Origin of the sequence: Enterococcus sp. AZ048 (assembly GCF_051715125.1) — a bacterium.
Classification (GTDB): domain Bacteria; phylum Bacillota; class Bacilli; order Lactobacillales; family Enterococcaceae; genus Enterococcus_A; species Enterococcus_A gilvus.
The window spans coordinates 698,611-717,164 of the sequence record NZ_JBIOTD010000002.1; the positions used below are offsets into that span (position 1 = coordinate 698,611).

Sequence of the window (18,554 nt, forward strand, 5' to 3'; positions counted from 1 at the left end):
ACCCCATAAAGGATCGATGAAGAGACCTGCTCTTCATCAATCCATTTTTTCTACTCTTCTTTTTTTGTTCTTTTTAATTTCCAAATGCCCAACCCTGAAATAAAGGCGGCAATGGAACCTAAAATCGTTAACCCGCCGCTCAATTCGTCTCCGGTCGCCGGGTATTGTTTGGCACTGCCCGTATAGCCGGAACCTGCACTTCCAGTATAGCCAGAGCCACCAGAATGTCCGCTGCTGATCGCACTTCCGCTACCTGCTGGATCTAGACCACTTCCTGGATTCGATGGTGGTGTTCCATCGGATTCCCCAATTGGTAGAGCTCCATCGTCCTGATCATCATCCTCATCTAATTCCAAATCAGAATCAGCATCAGAATCGGCATCTGCGTCAGCGTCAGAATCCGCGTCAGAATCCGCGTCGGCATCGGCGTCAGCATCAGAATCGGCATCTGCGTCAGAATCCGCGTCCGCATCAGCATCCGCATCCGCGTCGGCATCAGCGTCAGCGTCAGCATCGGCATCTGCGTCAGCGTCAGAATCCGCGTCCGCGTCCGCATCCGCATCTGCATCCGCGTCGGCGTCGGCGTCGGCATCTGCATCAGCATCCGCGTCAGCGTCAGCGTCAGCGTCGGCATCTGCGTCAGCATCGGCATCTGCATCCGTATCGGCATCAGCATCAGCATCGGCGTCAGAATCCGCGTCGGCATCCGCATCGGCATCGGCGTCCGCATCGGCATCAGCATCAGCGTCAGCGTCAGCGTCGGCATCAGCATCCGCGTCGGCATCCGAATCGGCATCCGCATCTGAATCGGCGTCGGCGTCCGCATCCGCATCGGCGTCCGCATCCGCATCGGCGTCAGCATCCGCGTCGGCATCAGCGTCCGCATCAGCGTCAGCGTCAGCATCCGCATCCGCATCCGCATCCGCATCCGCATCCGCATCGGCGTCCGCATCGGCATCCGCATCGGCGTCCGCATCGGCATCCGCATCTGCGTCGGCATCCGCATCAGCATCAGCATCCGCGTCGGCATCAGCATCCGCATCTGCGTCGGCATCTGAATCGGCATCTGAATCGGCGTCGGCGTCGGCATCGGCGTCAGCATCAGCATCAGCGTCGGCATCCGCATCCGCGTCAGCATCAGCATCAGCATCAGCGTCGGCGTCGGCATCGGCATCGGCATCCGCGTCGGCATCAGCATCAGCATCCGCGTCGGCATCAGCGTCGGCATCAGCATCCGCGTCGGCGTCGGCATCGGCATCCGCGTCGGCATCAGCATCAGCATCCGCGTCGGCATCAGCGTCCGCATCCGCGTCGGCGTCGGCATCCGCATCCGCGTCGGCGTCGGCATCGGCATCCGCGTCGGCATCAGCATCAGCATCAGCGTCGGCGTCGGCATCGGCATCGGCGTCGGCATCTGATTCATCATCATCTGGGATGATTGCTGGCGTTGGCAGACTAGGGATACTGTTTTGATCGTAAGCGATCAGTTCGATTTCATCGAGTGCATCAACATCGTCTGCTGAAACAGAAATCGTGAATTTTCCTGTGGTATCTGTTTGACCCTCACCGATCTGCACATTGTCTTTAAAAATTCGTACGGTCGAATTAGGATATGCAAATCCTGTGACTTCATAGCCTGTAGTAGAACTCCCTGTTACCGCCACATCATAGGGCGCGGTAACGGCAGCCGCTTGATAAAATACTGGCGAATACCCATCATTTCCAGAAGCAATGTTGATCGCGATCGCATTTGATTTCACGATCGTCGCTAAGAAACCGGCTTCATAGGGGTTCGCCATGTTTACGCCTTGTGAAACAAGGTCTTGGTATGAAGGATCTGTGATCGTTGTAGGTAGGGTAACGGTCGTCTCACCTAACACACTCGCATCCGCCAAGTCTCCAATCAGAGCCGAGCCCACATTCAAGAGCGCCCGCGCCGTCCCAAATGTCACATTGAATGCTGGCTTGATGACCGTATTCAATGTAACATTTAAGGCAGTTGAGCCTAACCCAGTGATACTCAACGCCTGTACCGCATTGTTTAAATCATCTAAAATCTGGGTCAGATTTTGGCGAATGATGGTTTCCAACACGCCATCCAAATCTGCGTAGATGTATTGATCCCCTTGTGCCTGAAGCTGAAGCGCCACGTCGGCAGAATTGATCGTACTCAAATTTCTCAATAAGTTCAGTTGTTCATTGACTTCGGCTAAATTAATATTCAGTACCGGATTCGCATTGATCAACGCGTCGACTGCGTTGATCAGAGTCGTTGTTGCGCCATCCACGATCGAGATCAACGGCACCAAGCCATTTTCAGGAAGTAAAATACTTGTCGAGAAGGTTCCAGCGCCATTGGGAGTAACGCGTCCTCTCAAGCCTTCAGGAATCGCAAGAACCACTCTTTTCGTCCCTGGCAAGACACTCACATCAATACCGCTGTTTCCCGAAATCGTGAAATTGACATTTCTATTCGCATTCGCCAGCGGAAAGGGTGCTGCACTGGTGGTCCCACTTGAATTTGATGAAGTTAAATTACTAAATAATTGCCCGTCGATCACTGCGGCTTGCACTTCGCCTGATTGGACAGTAAAAAAAGGTGTCGCAACTGCAATCGGAGTCAAGCCTAACAATAACCCTGTCGCCACGGTGGTCCCTGCGTAAATATATTTCCTCGATCTGCTCTTCGCTCGCGCTTTTTGATCCATTAATTTCCGATAATCTCTTTTCATTTCTCAATCTCCCTTCGTATAAAAAACTAAAGTTATAAATATATTAAAAAAATAAGAAGCGTTTCCATTTCATTAATATGTTTTAAACTACCATTTATTAAACGGAAGGATTAATAAAAATGCCTTTATTTCGACTTAATTGTGAATAAAATATGAGTAAAATTCGATAAAGACGTGCTTTTTCAAATTTTTCCAAAATAAATAAAAAAATGATAACGCTTTTATTTAAATATTAAACACGCTCTTTTCTTCGTATATTCTGTTTTTTAAAATGAATGGCCGAGTCACGAAGAAAGAATTTAAAATAAAAAAAGCTGAAATACAAAAATCAGTGACTGACTTTTGTATTCCAACTTCTTTTGATTAATGACTAATTGTTATTTTTAAACGTTGTGGCGATATTCATATGGTAAAACTTTGGTGTTATTGTAGCTTGGGCAATCACGAACCCATTCTAGAGATTCTTTTAAGATTGCTAGTTGTTGTTCCACGTTGTTTGGTTCGCCGGCATTCGATCCGATCGGTACATGTGGTGCGGTAATCCGCGGAGCCCCTTGTTGGCGAGCGATTGGTGGTAACGCTGCGATGACCACACAGCTCATGCCTTGCTCTTCGCAGCAACGAGTAACGATCGTCGCAGAACGGTGACACGTTCCACAACCTCCTGTACAAAGAACGATGTCTACGCCTTGTTCTTTTAATTTTTTAGCGATTTCTGGTCCAGTCTCATTTTGGAATTTCTCCACATTTCCGCCGCCGCCCATAAAGGTGTAGGTTTCTTTTGACAAGGAACCGATGAAGCCTTCATCGACCAGTTCGTGCAGCCGATCGATCGGGAACATCGCATTGACGTCTTTGTTAATGTCCGAATTATCAAAACCGCCATGTGTAACCATCAATTCAGAAGATGGTGTATCGAAAGGAATCGTCCGATAGCCGAAATCTCCTGACGTATTAAACGGTTTGTCGCTTTTCTTATGGATTCCGCCTGCTGTGATAAACGCCACTTTACATTCATTCAAAGGTTTCTTTAATTCTGTAAACACAGGTTTTGGTGTGATGGGAACAAAAATCTCAGATCTCATCCCTTCAACTGTTGTCAAACTCATTATGATAGCCTCCTTAAGCTTCTTTCTTTTTCTGAATACTCATTTTACTGAAATAAAACTCGACATCTAATCCCTCGGTCAATTCGATTGAAGTAAACACCCATCTTCTCGGCACATAGATCGTTCCGCCGCCTTGATTCATCGCTACCCGCACGGCCGTATCATCGACATGGATGATTTTTCCGCCCACTAAGCACGGAAACAGCTCTTCTTGTTGGCTGAGTTCGGTCGTGTCATAGTCTAGCGGGCGCAAAACGGTCTGAATATAGCTAAAATAGAACGCCAGCTTACTCCCCGTTTCCACGCCTTCTTTTGACAAAATCAGCTCTGTGGGAACAGTGATCAGCCCTAGACGTCCACGCAGATTGAGGATCAATTGCTCCTCATCCACGGACTTTACCGTTCCCATCATCAACGTAGGGTTGATCATGTACTTTTCTTCTGATGCCATCTTAATGAAGGGTGCCGCTTTCGATCAATTTGCTGTCGCCTAGATTCAGTAGATGATTGTTGTCGTTGATAACGTCGTTGCTCCATTTCTTCGGCGCCGCTTGGATCGCTACCCCCGACATTTTATTTTTAAGCATTTGGACCGAGCGTTCCGCAGCTTCTTTTGTCACACAAGAGGTGCCGGCGATATCATTTTCAAATCCGCCTTCATCCATGTTCAATTCAACCATCGCATCTGCGTACTTATTCCCAACAACTAATTGTCCTTGGTACGCACAGAAGGAGACGCCGACTACTGGAATATCGCGCATTCCGGCTTGACCGATATGTTCAATGAAGTCGATATGGTTGTTCCCGAAGCCTTCCGTTGTGATGATACAGCCATCAATATCTAATCCTTCGAATAATGAGCCTAACCGTTCAGACACCCAGATTTTTTCGTCGTTTACTTGTGGTGATCCCACGAAGATAACGCCGACAAGATCCAATTCTTCGTCTTCGGCTAAACGTTCTACTAGTGGTTCGCGAATATAATGACGCGTCATTTCTTTCGTTGCTGGCCCGATACACGTCAAAGCATGGATCGATCCATCTCTTACTTGGTTCGGTGTCAAAATGATCGGCACATTTCCGCAATCGACGTTCATACGCCCGCCTGCGATTCCGCAAGGTTCTGATGGACAGATAACGTTGTCATGCATCGCTCCTTGTCCCATGATTTCCTTGACTAAAACGATCCGCGGATTTCCTTTACGGCGAATGTCTTCACAAATTTCTTCGTGAACGATTTCTCCGTCATAGCCTTTGAGTTCTTCACGCACTGCTTGAATGATATAATCCTGTGCTTTGTGCGCAGCCAACGGTCCAGGTCTAGACATCCCAGAAAGTTTTTCGATCACCGCTTCACAGCGAATGATGATGTCCTTCTCATCGGCACAGCCAGGATGTCCAAAGAACATTTTTTCATCTAAATAACCATCAGATGACCCAAATTCGTGGACCTGTGTGCCTTCTTCATCGACCCCTGTCAGCATGAAGACGACGCCATCACAGATCTTAGTCACGCCGCGGCCAAGCTCTCCATCCACCTTCGTCGCGATTGGACATACATCCATGATCGTATCAGTGTAAATGTGTCGTTCATCCGGCTTGATCACGTCAAGTTTGATTTTTTTCACCAAATGATCTTCTTTGATCGCGCCTTCAATCAAGTTGCGATCAATCGTGATCTTGCCCTTTTCGATGCTTGTTTTGTCCCCAATTTCCGCATCCGTGATTTTTATATGTTGTTTTTTTAATTGGCGAATCACTTTTTTCTCTCCGCGAGGAGTTTCTGCCGGCGGTGCAGGCGGTCCGGCTGGTACAGGGGCATTCGCAATCCCTAAGTTTGCAGGTAATTTTAATTTCAGACCTTCCAGTTTAGCGATCTCTACTTCGATCATTCCATGATTCACTGGCGGTGCTGGTGGCGTATGCTCCGGCTTCGGTGCAGGTTTCGGCGCTTCTGCTTCTGCCTTTTTCACACCCTCTAGCAGATCCGAAGTCAACTGGATCAGCGCTTCGCTATCCTTTGCTAAAGTCGCCCCCACTACTTCTTCAATCGTCAATCCGTCGTCACTCAATGTGACCAATCCTGCATCGACCATATCATCGAATAATGATGGGTCTTCCAAATCTTGCGCACTGATGACGGTCCCTTTCTCTCTGCGGCAGCATAACACTGCAGGATCTTTCAGATGTTGCTTCAATGTTTCTTCGGTGATTGACATGATACTCTCTCCTTTATCTATAAAAAATTTTTTTATACCCGTGTTTAAGTGGTGCTTTTCATTCTTCGAACTAGCTTCAAATTACACGCGCGCATTGAACCATCTGTCGCGTGGTAAACAGGCAATTTCATTTTTGGTGCACAAGACATGACCGTGTTGGAGCAATCTGTACAGTTGCTGATCAGTACGGCCTCTGCGCCTGCCTTCTTCAATGCCATAACTTTTTGCACCTGCCCCGGACAGATCCCAGGATTGGTACATTTCAATGTTCCTTTGACTTCGATCGCTTGTTTGCAGTATTCGACTCCCGCAATTTCAGAGCCCATACTGTCAGCGATCTGAGACAAACGTTCTTTGTGCGCCCCACAGGCACAGACTAAAAGTCCGATTTTGCTTGGTCCATTCCAGAACACTTCGGAAGCAATTAAGCCGCCAGTCGTTTTTTGAAGGTAATGGTCTAAGCTCGCTCGTTTCCCCATGAAAGGGCCGCCTTCGATGATTTCGCCATATTCCTTGCCGATACCTCCAGCAAGATCAAACATTTCTGAAAATTTCATTCCTAAAGGCCTATCCATATACGTTTTGATCGCACCAGAATCGACCAGCTTCCCCGCAACCGTCAAATCCTTATCGATCAATGGTTTTCTCAACTCCACTGCCTCATAAACCCGATAAGCTGTTTCTACGTTGACCACGATGGCATCCGCAGCCAAAGGCAGTTGATCGACCTCCAATAAGATGTTCATACATTCACGAACCACCGCGCGCTCATCCCCCACTGGGTAGATATTCGGCAGCTTATGAATGGTGATCGTATCCGGCAATACCGCCGTCAAAGCCGCGATCGCCGCTTCGTGATGGCCTTTGATCGCAATCACCGCTTTTTCTGCGTTAGTAACTTCTCGAATGATTTCGATCCCGCGAATGATTTCCGTGGGGGATTCTTCCATCCGTTCGACATTGTGGCTCAATACAGGCTCACATTCGGAGGCATTGATCAAGATCGTCCCTCCGCCTTCAAAGCGATGATTCAATTTAACTGCTGTAGGAAATCCCGCACCCCCAAGCCCGATAAGTCCGGCTTCTCGTATGCGTTCCAGGGGCGTCTCGGAAGTAAGCTTCACATACTCCTTAGATTGTTCTTCCTCTGGTTCGATCAGGATGTGGGTGTCGGTGATTTCTTTGACCACTCCAGAAACACTACTGTGAATCACGTTTCCCAGCTTGGCTTCTGGACAGCATGCGATCACTTGACCTCTTTCGATCGAGTCTGCTTCCTTGACGACAGGTTCACTCGCCACACCGATTCCTTGTTTTAATGCAAATCCATACAATTCCCTCATGCTCCTATCTCCTTAAACGTAGTTATATCTGTATATCTTAATTGCCGTGTTTACAGCAATGAGTGGATCACGCCATCCAGTACTTGATTGCCAGAGACCACTACCGGCATATTCATAAAATCCATTGTCGAATACGTTCCGACATACCCCGCAGGCTGATTCGGAAACATCGCCGTTTCATACATATTTCCCAATCCAGACACACTTTTGACTACCACGACCTTCTTACTCGGGGTGTCATCCTTTTGCCTGAATGTTTCGGTCATCACCGGTTCAACATCCAGCTCACGCAATTCCTGCCGAATCTGTTCAACGACCTGATCTGTGATCTTATGAGCCGCTCGTATGCCTTCTTTCGTCCTGCCATGTCCATCTTTGAACAAAAAATCGAAATGAAGGAGCGTATCCTTTTCCCCAGGTGTTCCGGGTGTATCAAAGAAAACCTGCTCTGTAAGGCGTCCTTCTGAAGAACCGATATTGGCCGGCTCAAAGCAACTGCCTTGCTCTACCCCCGTCACCATCACTGTGACTCCTTGAAGAATATGTGTGACACCTTCTCCCAGCACCCCGGTTTTTTTACAGGCAATTGGGGAAAAATCCAAATTTGAATGAATGCGTCGCTCACGGGCTGTTGGCGGAATCAATGAAATCTCGACCTTCTCGATCCATTCGCTAAACGCCCCGATTGACGGAGATTGCTTTTTCACCCATAATGTCTCCCCCTCAATCTTCGTCTCCTCGCCAAAGACGACTTTTTGAAGCAAGAAGTAATTACGCGTTAGCTCAGTTTGATGGGAATAAACAGATGACGTGCCGTTTTTTTCCTTTTTCCTTAGTTTATTTTTCAGAATAGCCACCGCCTTGTAAGCATCCAATTGAGAAAGATGATTTTCTCCAACAACGCAGGATTCGTAGCCTGTCGTGCCTTTGTTCAGATCAATCAGTGTCTCTAAATAGTCGCTGGTGTAGACCAGCCGACCTTGCAGTCCAAAGAAGCTCATTCCTACCGACGGAATCCCTCGTTTCCCCGCCTCTTCGATCACTTGAACAAAATCGAGGTGATGATTGCCCCACGCATCGGTGATAACGATCACCCCATCAGGCTTCAGCGCATCGAAAAGGTCCCCAACGCGGTGCGCTGTAAACATTTTTTCTAAATAATTTTCCGACACCCCTGCTACGATCACTCCTGATAGATCAACATCGGGATCTCTTACTACTTCCTTCACGACTGGACAATTGAAATGAAACAATGACGTCATTTTTGTGCTCGGTCCAAGTCCCATACCCTTCTCCTTTACCAATGACTCAAGAAAATGTGCACAACAAAAAAACATACCTTTGATACACAGTATGCCTTCCTCATCCCTATTCAATTCTACACACTCGTCCCTTGGTGCACGACCAAACAAGCTTCACTTTTGACCATCTTAAATAAAGCGGCTGCTATTAAAAAAACACACACTTATCCCTGATCAAAAAAGCTCGCAAAAAAATCGAGCGTCTCTATGAATGTAGAATACGGTGAGAAAATGACGGATCACATACTGTCTTAGAACACGCTAAGATTGGTGTGCGTACTCAGGAATTAAGAACTGTGCGGTTGTACTCGTTTACCAAAGCCATTTTCTCACCCCATTCCTATGTAAAATATATCACAAATATCAGTAATCGCTTACAAACGAAGAGTACCACCCAGCATTCTTAATGTCAACCCAATCTATTGAAGAAAAATAAATGATAAAATAAATAGTTATAAATGAGATTAATACTAATTTCACAAATTTTCTTTTGCTCCAAAAACCGTCAAAAAAAGACCGAATCGTTCATCTCAACGAACGATTCGGTCTAATTAAATTGAAAATAAAGTTACTCCTCATTGTTTATCAAAAATTATAAATAGAAAATGAGCTTACTATTTATATATATTTTTTTATCTCTTTACGAATTGCTGCACCCGTCTCCTGACGAAATTCTCATTATTCTTAATAGAATAACAAGAGTGAACGAAATCCGCTGTGCGCCGAAAAAAATATTTTACAATACAAGAAGAAATATGAAAGGTAAAAACATCTCTTTTGAAGAAAAAACCGCGCTCGCTTTTTTAACGAGTACGGTTTCTCTTTATTCTATTTTTCCAACTACTGTTTGTGCAGTGACATTCCCAGGTGTGATTATAATATTGTTCTCCTCTAAATTCGGAAAGACGATCATCGTTGTCGCTTCTTTGCCTTTTTCCGCCAGATAGTCCAAATCAACTTTGACGAGTGGGGTACTTGGTTTTACTTTCGCACCTTCCGCCACTAGGAGTTCAAATCCTTCCCCTGCTAACTCTACGGTGTCGATCCCAATATGGATCAATACTTCAAGTCCATCCTTATCAACTAAACCAATCGCATGCTTTGTCGGAAAAATCGAAGTGACCGTTCCTTTGATCGGTGAAAAAATCTTTCCATTGGATGGGTCGATCGCGAAGCCCTCACCCATTGCTTTTGTTGAAAATACAGGGTCATTTACCTGATTGATCTCAATGAGTTCCCCGTCCACTGGGGCATAAATTTCTTTTTCTTTTTTTCCAAAACCAAACATTATTCTTCTCCTTTTTGCTTCTCAAATTTGAATGGTGCGACCGGATAACCAACCTCATTAAATAACGATACAGCAGGTGCATTTTCCCATCCATATTGGACGGTTCGACTGCTTTTTGTGGTCTCAATGATAAGTCTATTTTCTTCGATCGTTTGACAAATTATCGGGACATCTACTTCAATGGTTTGAACATCCAACAACTTCAAAGAGGCCGCTTCCTCCACTTCGATCACAAGTGTGTCACTCGTCCAACTGGCTATTTTTGCTACAGGGGCGCTGGGATAATGAATGGCGTCCAAGATTTCCCCAACGCGCTGTCCAAGGATCGACTTCTCCGTTGGATGGATGTCCTCTACTTCGCCGCAATCCAGACTTGTGACTAAGAACGTTGCCTCGTATTTTTGTCTCGCTTGTGCTTGAGCTGCGCGGACACTTGCCCAATCATGTTGCGGGTCATCCGCATAAAGGGGCAATTGAAGGATATAAAATGGCACAGGTGTCTGTAGATCTTTTCGCCAACGAGTAATCAACTGATCCAATAATTCCTCATAAAGTGGGGCGATTGCCGTATCCTCTTCCCCTTGATACCAGATGACCGCAGAAAAAGTGAACGGAACGATTCGTTTGAACCTTTTCTGATACAATCCTCCAGGACGATTGAACAAATATGGATTTGCAGGGGGCGGCCAAGGCGAGTGACCTATCTGTTCTTTGATCTGACCTAATGTCAGCTCAGGATGCTCCTCTGCCCACAGCGCCCTCTTTTCGATATATTGCTGGTACGTCGATAAATACTCCGCGAACTCCGCATCAAATGCTGCTTTTTCTTTTCCTTTTGTTTCTTCTATAAAGGGACCTAAAATCTGCTCATTCAGGGTGGGGCTTTTCGCCAAATCTTCCTCGCTGATCCAGCAGCTAGCGCTGGTGCCGCCCTTGCTGCAAATCACGGCGCCAATAATACGATCGGGATGATTGTTTTGGTGCTCCTTCATGGCATAGTAGGCAACAGCCGATAAGCCTCCAAGAGTGTCCGCCGTTAGCCGCGTCCAATCTGCCTCTGTCTCTTCTTCAATCTTTAACTCAAATTCTGGCATAGGAACCACGTAGAAAAAAATCGACTTTTCATCGGTGAGAGCCTGCTGCTCCTCGATAAAGTGGTCTTCCTGAGCCATCGGGTATTCCATATTGGATTGACCTGCAAAGAGAAAAACATCGCCGTATTGAAGGACTAGTTCTCTAGTTTCGCCATCCGAAGCAATGCGCAGGTTCTCAGTGACCCCGTAGGATTGCGGTGGAACAAGAAAGACAAATTCCCCATCTGAGTCACTCCGCACCTCTAACGTCAATTCTCCCATTTTGAGCTCCACAGAAGTATTTGGTGTGGTTTTCCCATTAATCAAATGACTTTTTTCTGCCTGAAAAACCACTTGATCTTTCAGTAATGGATTAAGTTGTAACATGTGATCAAATCCTTTTTCTTCATATTAAGACAGCTCGCGACTATTTGGTGATAGAAAATAGACACACGTTCACGTCTTCGCAGAGTAATTAATTACCTTGCTTGAAATTATGATGTAATATGTTACACAAATGGTATCGCTTTCTCAAATGTTTGTCAAGCAGTTTTTGAAATATATTTCTAACGTTTATATAAAATTGAAATTTGTTACGTTTTTTGGTAGAATAGAGACAGAAAGCTACTGAAAGGATGTTGACCGGATGCAAAATATTGAAGAAGCCATTACGATCCATTACACAAAAATGTTTAAAACGGATAAAAAAATTTTTGAACAAATCATGGCAGACCCTGCGCAGTATGTCGGACTATCGATCCATGACATGGCAGATCGGTTTGATGTGAGTTCTCCAACGATCCTGCGGGCAATCAAAAAAATCGGCTATAGCGGATACCCAGAGTTCAAACTGGCGTTAGAGTCCTTTGTGACAGATAAAAATCAAGAAAAGCCTGTCATTAAAAACTCTCTGTTTCATGAAGTGATCAATACGTATGAACGCTCGTTTTCAAAATTAAGAGAATTAGACTTTGAAAAGGACATCATCGAGGTTGTTGAATGGATGCACGATTCACAAGACGTGAAGTGTGTTGGCTTTGACAATACAGGACTTGCGGCACAGCAGCTCGTATATTCCCTGTACTCTCAAGGCGTCTTTTATGAGGCGATCTCGACAGAAACACAGATGCATTATCTAAGTCAGACGGCCAGAAAAGACTGGGTCTACATTATTTTCTCTGTAACCGGTATGGACATCTACAGCGAATTGGTGGATGCCGTCACCGATGTAGGAGCAAAAACCGTGCTGATCACTATGAACAAAGATGCCGAGATCGCAAAAAAAGTCTCCAAAACTTTTGTTTTGCCCGCGGCGTCGACCTTTTTACGAGACGACGGTTCTTTACGACAATTGGATGTTCGTTTTGAACTGTTTCTGTTTTCAGAAGTTATTTCCTACTATTTTAATTGGGTAGGAGACCAGCGCGAACAAGCCGATCCCTCTTAACTCCAACAGAAGCCGATACCTCATCAATGAGATGGATCGGCTTTTTCTACGTCAAAAAAGAACGCTGATCATTCAGCGTCCTCTGATAACTGATTATTTTTCTGCCCCTTTTTCTGCGTAGCTCATATCGTTGACGGTCTCGACCTTCCATTTCCCGTTTTTATACGTAGCCTTTGAGATACTCGCATTTTCCAAGCCCGACATCGGAATATCCGCAGACACGCTAGAATCCAATTCGTTCAACAGCGTCGCTAAGGTCATCCCATGAGAAACGACCAAAATAGAATCATCCCCGTTTTCACTTGCTTCATCTACAATATCATCCAATGCTTCTTTTGAACGTTTTGCGACAGCCGCGTAATTTTCTGCCGGCCAGTTCTCGTTTTCTTTGACATTTTCTTTGTCGATCTCAGCTAAATCATCTGACAGTTCCTTGATGAATCCATTATAGCCGCCGCCCTCTTTTGCTGCTTTTTCTGTGTATTCATCCGCCGTCAGTTCTTTTCTTTTGGCGATCGCTTCGACCGATTCCGCGCCGGGTGTAGCCTCAAAGGTCCCGAAATTGAATTCACGCAAGCGTTTGTCTTTATTGATTTTTGCTTTTTGACCAGATTTGTCTAAGATGATCTCAGCAGTCTCGATCGCCCGTCCGCTGTCACTGCTGTACACTTTGTCGAATGTGATACTCTTACCGATCCCTGTACCGACATCCTCTGCCACCTCGATTCCTGCCGGAGTCAAAGGTGCGTCGCTCCATCCTTGAGATTTCCCTGTGGTATTCAGCATCGTCTTCCCATGACGAGTGAAATAGACAGTCACCCCGTCTGCCTTTTTATCCGCAGAGGTATCAGTGGCATCCGTCGCCGCTCCTCCTCCTGAACAGCCTGCTAACAGTCCGATCGACAGCATTCCAACAACGACCTTTTTCAATCGATTCATTTGTTTTCCCTTCCTTTTCGTCCATTCTTTGATTTGATGTATTTGCTATTCCTTAGATGATTGGTTCATCAGCGGCGTTGCCTTCTCCCAAAGGTCGTCACCGTTGCTTGTGATTACCTGCTTGAACCAATAAAAGCTTTTTTTCTTATAACGTTTCAAATCCTTCAGATCCGTTTCGTCACGGTTCACGTAAATGAAACCATAGCGTTTCTTCATTTCTCCCTGTGAGCTTAAGATGTCGATGGGGCCCCACGTAAGAAAGCCCATCAGATCCACGCCATCCTCTGTCACCGCTAAACGCAGCTGTTCCACGTGATCTCGCAGATAGTCGATGCGATAATCATCCTCCACCGTTCCTTCAGCATTCAGCGTTTCCTTCACACCGATGCCGCACTCTACGGTGAATACGGGTAATTTGTAGCGGTCGAATAATTCTTTTGCTGCCAGCCGTAAGCCTTTCGGATCAATGATCCAGCCCCACTCGCTCACCGCTAAAAAGTCATTTTTCGGCTGTGTCCCATCTAGGAAAGAATCCAAAAAAGAATCCACGGTAATGTCCGCACCCTTTTTCGCCATCGCACTTTGATAGTAACTAAAAGGAAGAAAGTCCACTGTTCCTTCTTTTAAGTACTGCTTGTCTCCAGCGGTAATTTCTGGCATGATTCCTTGCTTTTCCCAGTCATGCAGCAGATCCTGCGGGTATTCGCCGTTTACGAAGACATCCGTTGTTTGATAGGTCAATCTTCTGTTTGCGATCTGTGCACTTAGAATCGCATCTGGATGACTCGATTCAGGATAAAAAGGTGAGAATGCGACCATTCCGCCGACTTGTGCATGAGGTGCAAAGGCGTTGACTAGGTGCTTGACCGAGGCAGAAGCCAAGAACGAATGGTGCTGTGCTTGCGCCTCATACCGCGCCAATTCTTTCGGTTCGATGCCCTCTGGCAGTAAATCACTGGTCAATGTATACGCCACGTTTTGCTCATTGATTGGAATATAATAACGTACTCTTTTACCGAAATGCTTGATCATAAGTTCCGCGTATTGTTGATAAGCCTCTAAGACCTTTCTCGACTGCCAGCCGCCATATTTCTCCGCCAAGGCATCCGGCAAATCAAAATGATACAAACAGACAATGGGTTCGATGTTTTGCGCGATCAATTCATTGACGACCCGATCATAAAAATCAAGTCCTGCTTGATTTACCTCGCCCTCGCCATCTGGAAGCACACGTGCCCAACTCAATGAAAAACGGTACGTATTAAACCCCATTTCCGCAAAAAGCGCAATGTCTTCCTTGTAATGATGGTAAAAATCAATGCCATTCTCCCAATCGGAAGAGGTCTGAGCATAAGTTCTCTTTTTCTTCGTATCGTATACTGTGAGCCCTTTGCCGTCCGTGTTCCAGGCACCTTCTGCCTGCATACTCGACACTGAGCCGCCCCACATAAAATTCTCTTTAAATGACTTCATAATCAATCTCCCTACTTCCTATTTCTTGACGTAGCCTCATCCAAACGTTATGCCGCTGGTTCTTCATCTTTCCAGAAGAACGAAACCAATAGAAACGAAAGCACTAACGTGACAATGATCCCGATTACCAGACCGTAAAAGCCTTGATCGATCCCATTCGGCCCGATCACACTTGGCAACAAGAAGATCCCTGCGATCAGAGAGTACCCCTTTGTTCCCATCAATCCAACAATCAAGCCCCCTACGACTGCACTGACACACCCGAAGATAAATGGTTTTCTTCTAGGCAACGTGATCCCATAAATCGCTGGTTCAGTGACTCCGAAGATCCCTGAGATAAATGCGGGATACGTCAATGCCTTCAATTTTTTATCCTTTGTTTTCACCATAACAGCCAAAACTGCACCAACTTGACCAAAGATCCCGATCGTGGTGGCTGGAATCGTCATATCATAGCCTAAGACCGCCAAATTATTCAGTGTGATCGGCACAATGCCCCAGTGAATCCCAAAAATTGTACAAATCTGCATCACACCAGCTAAAACAGCAGATGTAATCACTGGACTCAAGTTATACAACGCCTGTGTCCCAGCGCCGAACAATTGCGAAGCCCATGTGGCGATCGGCCCAATGACGATGAAGGTCAATGGAATGACAATTAACAAAGTACCCGCAGGAACAAAGAAGGACTTCACCACATCGGGAACAATCTTCTTCAACTGCATCTCTACTTTTGACGCGATCCAAGTCGCGATAATAATCGGGATCACGCTAGAAGCGTAGCTCATTAAAATAACGGGAATCCCCAAAAAGGTCAAATGCACTGGAGATTCAATGATCGTACCTGCAAATAACGTGTACAACGGTTTTTCCGCCATGATTCCCGCCAGCGTCGGATATACCATCGCTGTCCCGATCGCCATGCCGATAAAGACATTTCCTTTAAACTTCTGGGCTGCCGTATACCCCAAGAATACAGGGAAGAAATAGAAGAAACAGTCACCAATAATATTTAAGATCTGATAGGTACCAGAATTCATATCCAATACCCCCAACGCGATGACGACCATAGTCAAGCCTTTGATCATCCCTGTCGCGGCTAAAATTCCAAGTGTCGGTGTAAAGACTCCTGAAACCAGATCAATGAACCGATCAAAAAGCGAGAGCTTCTTCTCTTCTTTCTGATCCTCTACGACATTGTCCCCTTCATTGATGTTATAGATACTATTGATATCGTTATAAACATCCCCGACCGCATTGCCGATCACGACCTGGTACTGTCCACCGCTTTGAACCACGGAGACCACACCGTCCGTATTCTTTAGAACCTCTGTTTTTGCCTTGCTCTCATCCTTCAGTTTGAAACGCAAACGTGTCATACAATGACCGAGATCGTTTACATTTTCTTTTCCTCCAACATTTTGCACGATCGTGCGTGCTAACTCTTCATATTTCATTTGTCATTTTCCTTTCCTGTTTACTCGAACAAGCCCATCAAATAAGTGCATGATTTCTTAAATAACCATTCCTTCTGAACCCTCGATCTTCTCTATCACCAAGAAAACTAAAAGCTTTTTGCCAACAAAATAGTAATTTATTACTAAATTATAAGAATAAATGAAACATATTACACTTAGAATGATAACGGTTCCGAAATTGGAAGTCAATAGATTTTTGGAATATTTTTTACAATAAATAAAATCGATGTAATTAGTTACAAAAATGCAGCAAAAAAAGAGACACCCTCGATCCCTCCTAGAACCAAATGGTGTATCCCCGCGGTTTATTTGCGACGCTCTTTTTCATAATACTCTGAGAATTCCTGTAAAGTAAACAACTCATTCAAATAATAAACCCCCGCCTTATTCGCCTTCCGCAACACTTTAGAAGCTGTGTAGGCAGCGATTTTCCCCGTGTCTTCTGAGCTGTTTTTCCCATAAAGAACCTTTTCTAGCAGGACTGTTTGATGGCCCTTTTTCCCCTTCATTTTTACATGGATCGAAAAAGCACTTGAGGCATTTTTGGAAGAAAGCGCGCTGCTGCCGGCTATTTTCAATACAAAGTCGTACAATTTGCGATGCTTCAGAAGCTTAAAGAATCGGATGGTCGCCAAAAAGTGCAACGCAGTAAGCATAAATGAATCGTCTAAACTGAGAAATGCTGCGACATTTGATTGATGCATCGTATCTGTGACGATCTGCTGATCGGCTAAATTAAACGCGTACGCTGATTGGGCTTTTCCCTCTTTTTTAAAAGGAATAGTCCGCCTTTCAATAAACGGCGCTTGTTTTTTTAAGGTTCCATTGATTGTCCAATAAAAAGGATGTACCAAATTATCCACTAACCATTCTAGCGCATCCCTGCCATACGCGTCCCCCATCCCCAACAAAAGAGAAATGTCTGTTTGCGTCACTTCGTCCATCGTTGCCCCGAGTTCCTTTACTAACAAAGTCGACAAGCCCGGGCAGATTCCTACCCCCAAAACGCCCGTGCCGAGGACCTTCGCAGAAGGCAAATCTCCGAGGGCTCTCATGATCTGATGGGAAGCAGAAATATCCACATAATGAATCCCTGTTTCCAAACAATACGCCGCAAAATCAATAGTTTTCGGTCCCAAACACATCACCGCAAGTGAAATGTGGGCTAATGTATCTACATAGGAGCTTTCATCATAAATATCAATTTTTTGAAAAGTGACGCGGGGATTTTTTATCTTGCTAAGAAACGCGGCCCCTTTTTTCTCACTTCGCCCACCGATAACGATGGGATTTTTCGTTATTTTTAGAAGCTCTTCAACCGCCCCTTTTCCCACATCACCATAACCACCAATAACAAGAATTGCATCCATATCTATACCTCCAAGTGAATCATTTTTTTATTTCTCCGGCTAAATGGTCATTCTTCTTTGCATGAACAAACTAAACATCCACATCGTTCCTAATGAAGAAATTGCTTTTTTGAACAAGCGTTGATTAATTGACATATGTATATTATACTAATTTAAAATAACGGAACAATCGGCAATTACTGTGGAATTGTCCACTATTGGACAAAGGAGGAGTCATTGTTCATAAAATGGAGGATGAATCGGGTGGATCGCAGAACGATAAAAACACGAACAGCGATAAAGGGTGCGTTTTTAGCTATTCTGAAAGAGAAAAGCATCAATAAAATTACGATATCAGAATTATCGGAAAAGGCGAACATCGGACGCGGCACTTTTTATCTGCATTATCATGATCTTTACGACCTGTACGAGAGCATTGAACAAGACCTCTATGCCGAACTCATGGAAATCTTCGATGAGTTCTCTCCCTACATATTGTCAGAAAACTTAGTGGCATTGACAAATGAAATAACAGCTTACATTGATAAAAAAAGAGAATTGTTTCTATTATTAATGGGCGTCAACGGAAATGTGTTGCATAAAATCAAGGAGATTTTTAACGAGAAGGTTTTACAAGATGAATGCTACGCAGAAATTTCAGCGTATGAACAGCTAGAAGCGCTCTTTATCGTATCGGGGACTATTGGTATTTTAGAAGAATGGTTGCAGTCAGGTTTAGATATGCCAGTGGCGCAGCTCTCTAGCACATTGCACGAATTGTTGATGAAATTCAATCCATGATA

General features: G+C 45.2%; 14 protein-coding genes. 2 read left to right on the forward strand and 12 right to left on the reverse strand.

The features are described 5' to 3' along the window. Window positions 1-50 precede the first annotated feature (50 nt). From IGI66_RS17130 to IGI66_RS17165, 8 genes are all read right to left on the reverse strand, one after another. On the reverse strand, window positions 51-2,732 hold the full coding sequence (locus IGI66_RS17130) for an adhesive domain-containing protein (RefSeq protein WP_438849712.1): 2,682 nt from the start codon (window positions 2,730-2,732) through the stop codon (window positions 51-53). A 383-nt stretch (window positions 2,733-3,115) separates the two neighbouring features. Further along, window positions 3,116-3,841 (reverse strand): D-proline reductase (dithiol) protein PrdB, encoded by a 726-nt coding sequence (gene prdB / locus IGI66_RS17135; protein ID WP_114525936.1) that lies wholly within the window; start codon window positions 3,839-3,841, stop codon window positions 3,116-3,118. A 13-nt stretch (window positions 3,842-3,854) separates the two neighbouring features. Then, window positions 3,855-4,271, reverse strand: a complete 417-nt coding sequence (locus IGI66_RS17140) for a CBO2463/CBO2479 domain-containing protein (RefSeq protein WP_240318443.1) — start codon at window positions 4,269-4,271, stop codon at window positions 3,855-3,857. Window positions 4,272-4,293: 22 nt separating this feature from the next. Beyond that, window positions 4,294-6,060, reverse strand: a complete 1,767-nt coding sequence (gene prdA, locus IGI66_RS17145; protein WP_114525934.1) for a D-proline reductase (dithiol) proprotein PrdA — start codon at window positions 6,058-6,060, stop codon at window positions 4,294-4,296. 44 nt (window positions 6,061-6,104) lie between these two features. Further along, window positions 6,105-7,403, reverse strand: coding sequence for a proline reductase-associated electron transfer protein PrdC (prdC, locus tag IGI66_RS17150; RefSeq protein ID WP_438849713.1), 1,299 nt, complete (start codon window positions 7,401-7,403; stop codon window positions 6,105-6,107). A 50-nt stretch (window positions 7,404-7,453) separates the two neighbouring features. Then, window positions 7,454-8,689, reverse strand: a complete 1,236-nt coding sequence (locus IGI66_RS17155) for a glycine/sarcosine/betaine reductase component B subunit (protein WP_438849714.1) — start codon at window positions 8,687-8,689, stop codon at window positions 7,454-7,456. A gap of 838 nt (window positions 8,690-9,527) precedes the next feature. Beyond that, window positions 9,528-9,992, reverse strand: coding sequence for a PTS sugar transporter subunit IIA (locus tag IGI66_RS17160; RefSeq protein WP_438849715.1), 465 nt, complete (start codon window positions 9,990-9,992; stop codon window positions 9,528-9,530). Then, window positions 9,992-11,452: a sialate O-acetylesterase gene (locus IGI66_RS17165; RefSeq protein WP_438849717.1), complete on the reverse strand. Its 1,461-nt coding sequence runs from the start codon at window positions 11,450-11,452 to the stop codon at window positions 9,992-9,994. Before IGI66_RS17165 ends, IGI66_RS17160 begins: the two co-directional genes overlap by 1 nt. Before the next feature lie 259 nt (window positions 11,453-11,711). Here IGI66_RS17165 and IGI66_RS17170 point away from each other — a divergent pair, with 259 nt between their 5' ends. Beyond that, on the forward strand, window positions 11,712-12,512 hold the full coding sequence (locus IGI66_RS17170; protein ID WP_288227389.1) for a MurR/RpiR family transcriptional regulator: 801 nt from the start codon (window positions 11,712-11,714) through the stop codon (window positions 12,510-12,512). Between the two features lie 93 nt (window positions 12,513-12,605). Here the strand turns inward: IGI66_RS17170 and IGI66_RS17175 are convergent, their stop codons facing one another. From IGI66_RS17175 to IGI66_RS17190, 4 genes are all read right to left on the reverse strand, one after another. Beyond that, on the reverse strand, window positions 12,606-13,451 hold the full coding sequence (locus IGI66_RS17175; RefSeq protein ID WP_288227388.1) for a histidine phosphatase family protein: 846 nt from the start codon (window positions 13,449-13,451) through the stop codon (window positions 12,606-12,608). 45 nt (window positions 13,452-13,496) lie between these two features. Then, window positions 13,497-14,924 carry a glycoside hydrolase family 1 protein gene (locus tag IGI66_RS17180; protein ID WP_438849718.1) on the reverse strand — a complete coding sequence of 476 codons (1,428 nt, stop codon included), beginning with the start codon at window positions 14,922-14,924 and terminating at the stop codon, window positions 13,497-13,499. 47 nt (window positions 14,925-14,971) lie between these two features. Next, window positions 14,972-16,381 (reverse strand): PTS transporter subunit EIIC, encoded by a 1,410-nt coding sequence (locus IGI66_RS17185; protein ID WP_438849719.1) that lies wholly within the window; start codon window positions 16,379-16,381, stop codon window positions 14,972-14,974. A gap of 326 nt (window positions 16,382-16,707) precedes the next feature. Then, window positions 16,708-17,772, reverse strand: a complete 1,065-nt coding sequence (locus tag IGI66_RS17190; RefSeq protein WP_438849720.1) for a saccharopine dehydrogenase NADP-binding domain-containing protein — start codon at window positions 17,770-17,772, stop codon at window positions 16,708-16,710. 243 nt (window positions 17,773-18,015) lie between these two features. Between IGI66_RS17190 and IGI66_RS17195 the strand changes: the two genes are divergently transcribed. Then, window positions 18,016-18,552: a TetR/AcrR family transcriptional regulator gene (locus tag IGI66_RS17195; protein ID WP_438849721.1), complete on the forward strand. Its 537-nt coding sequence runs from the start codon at window positions 18,016-18,018 to the stop codon at window positions 18,550-18,552. Window positions 18,553-18,554: the final 2 nt, after the last annotated feature.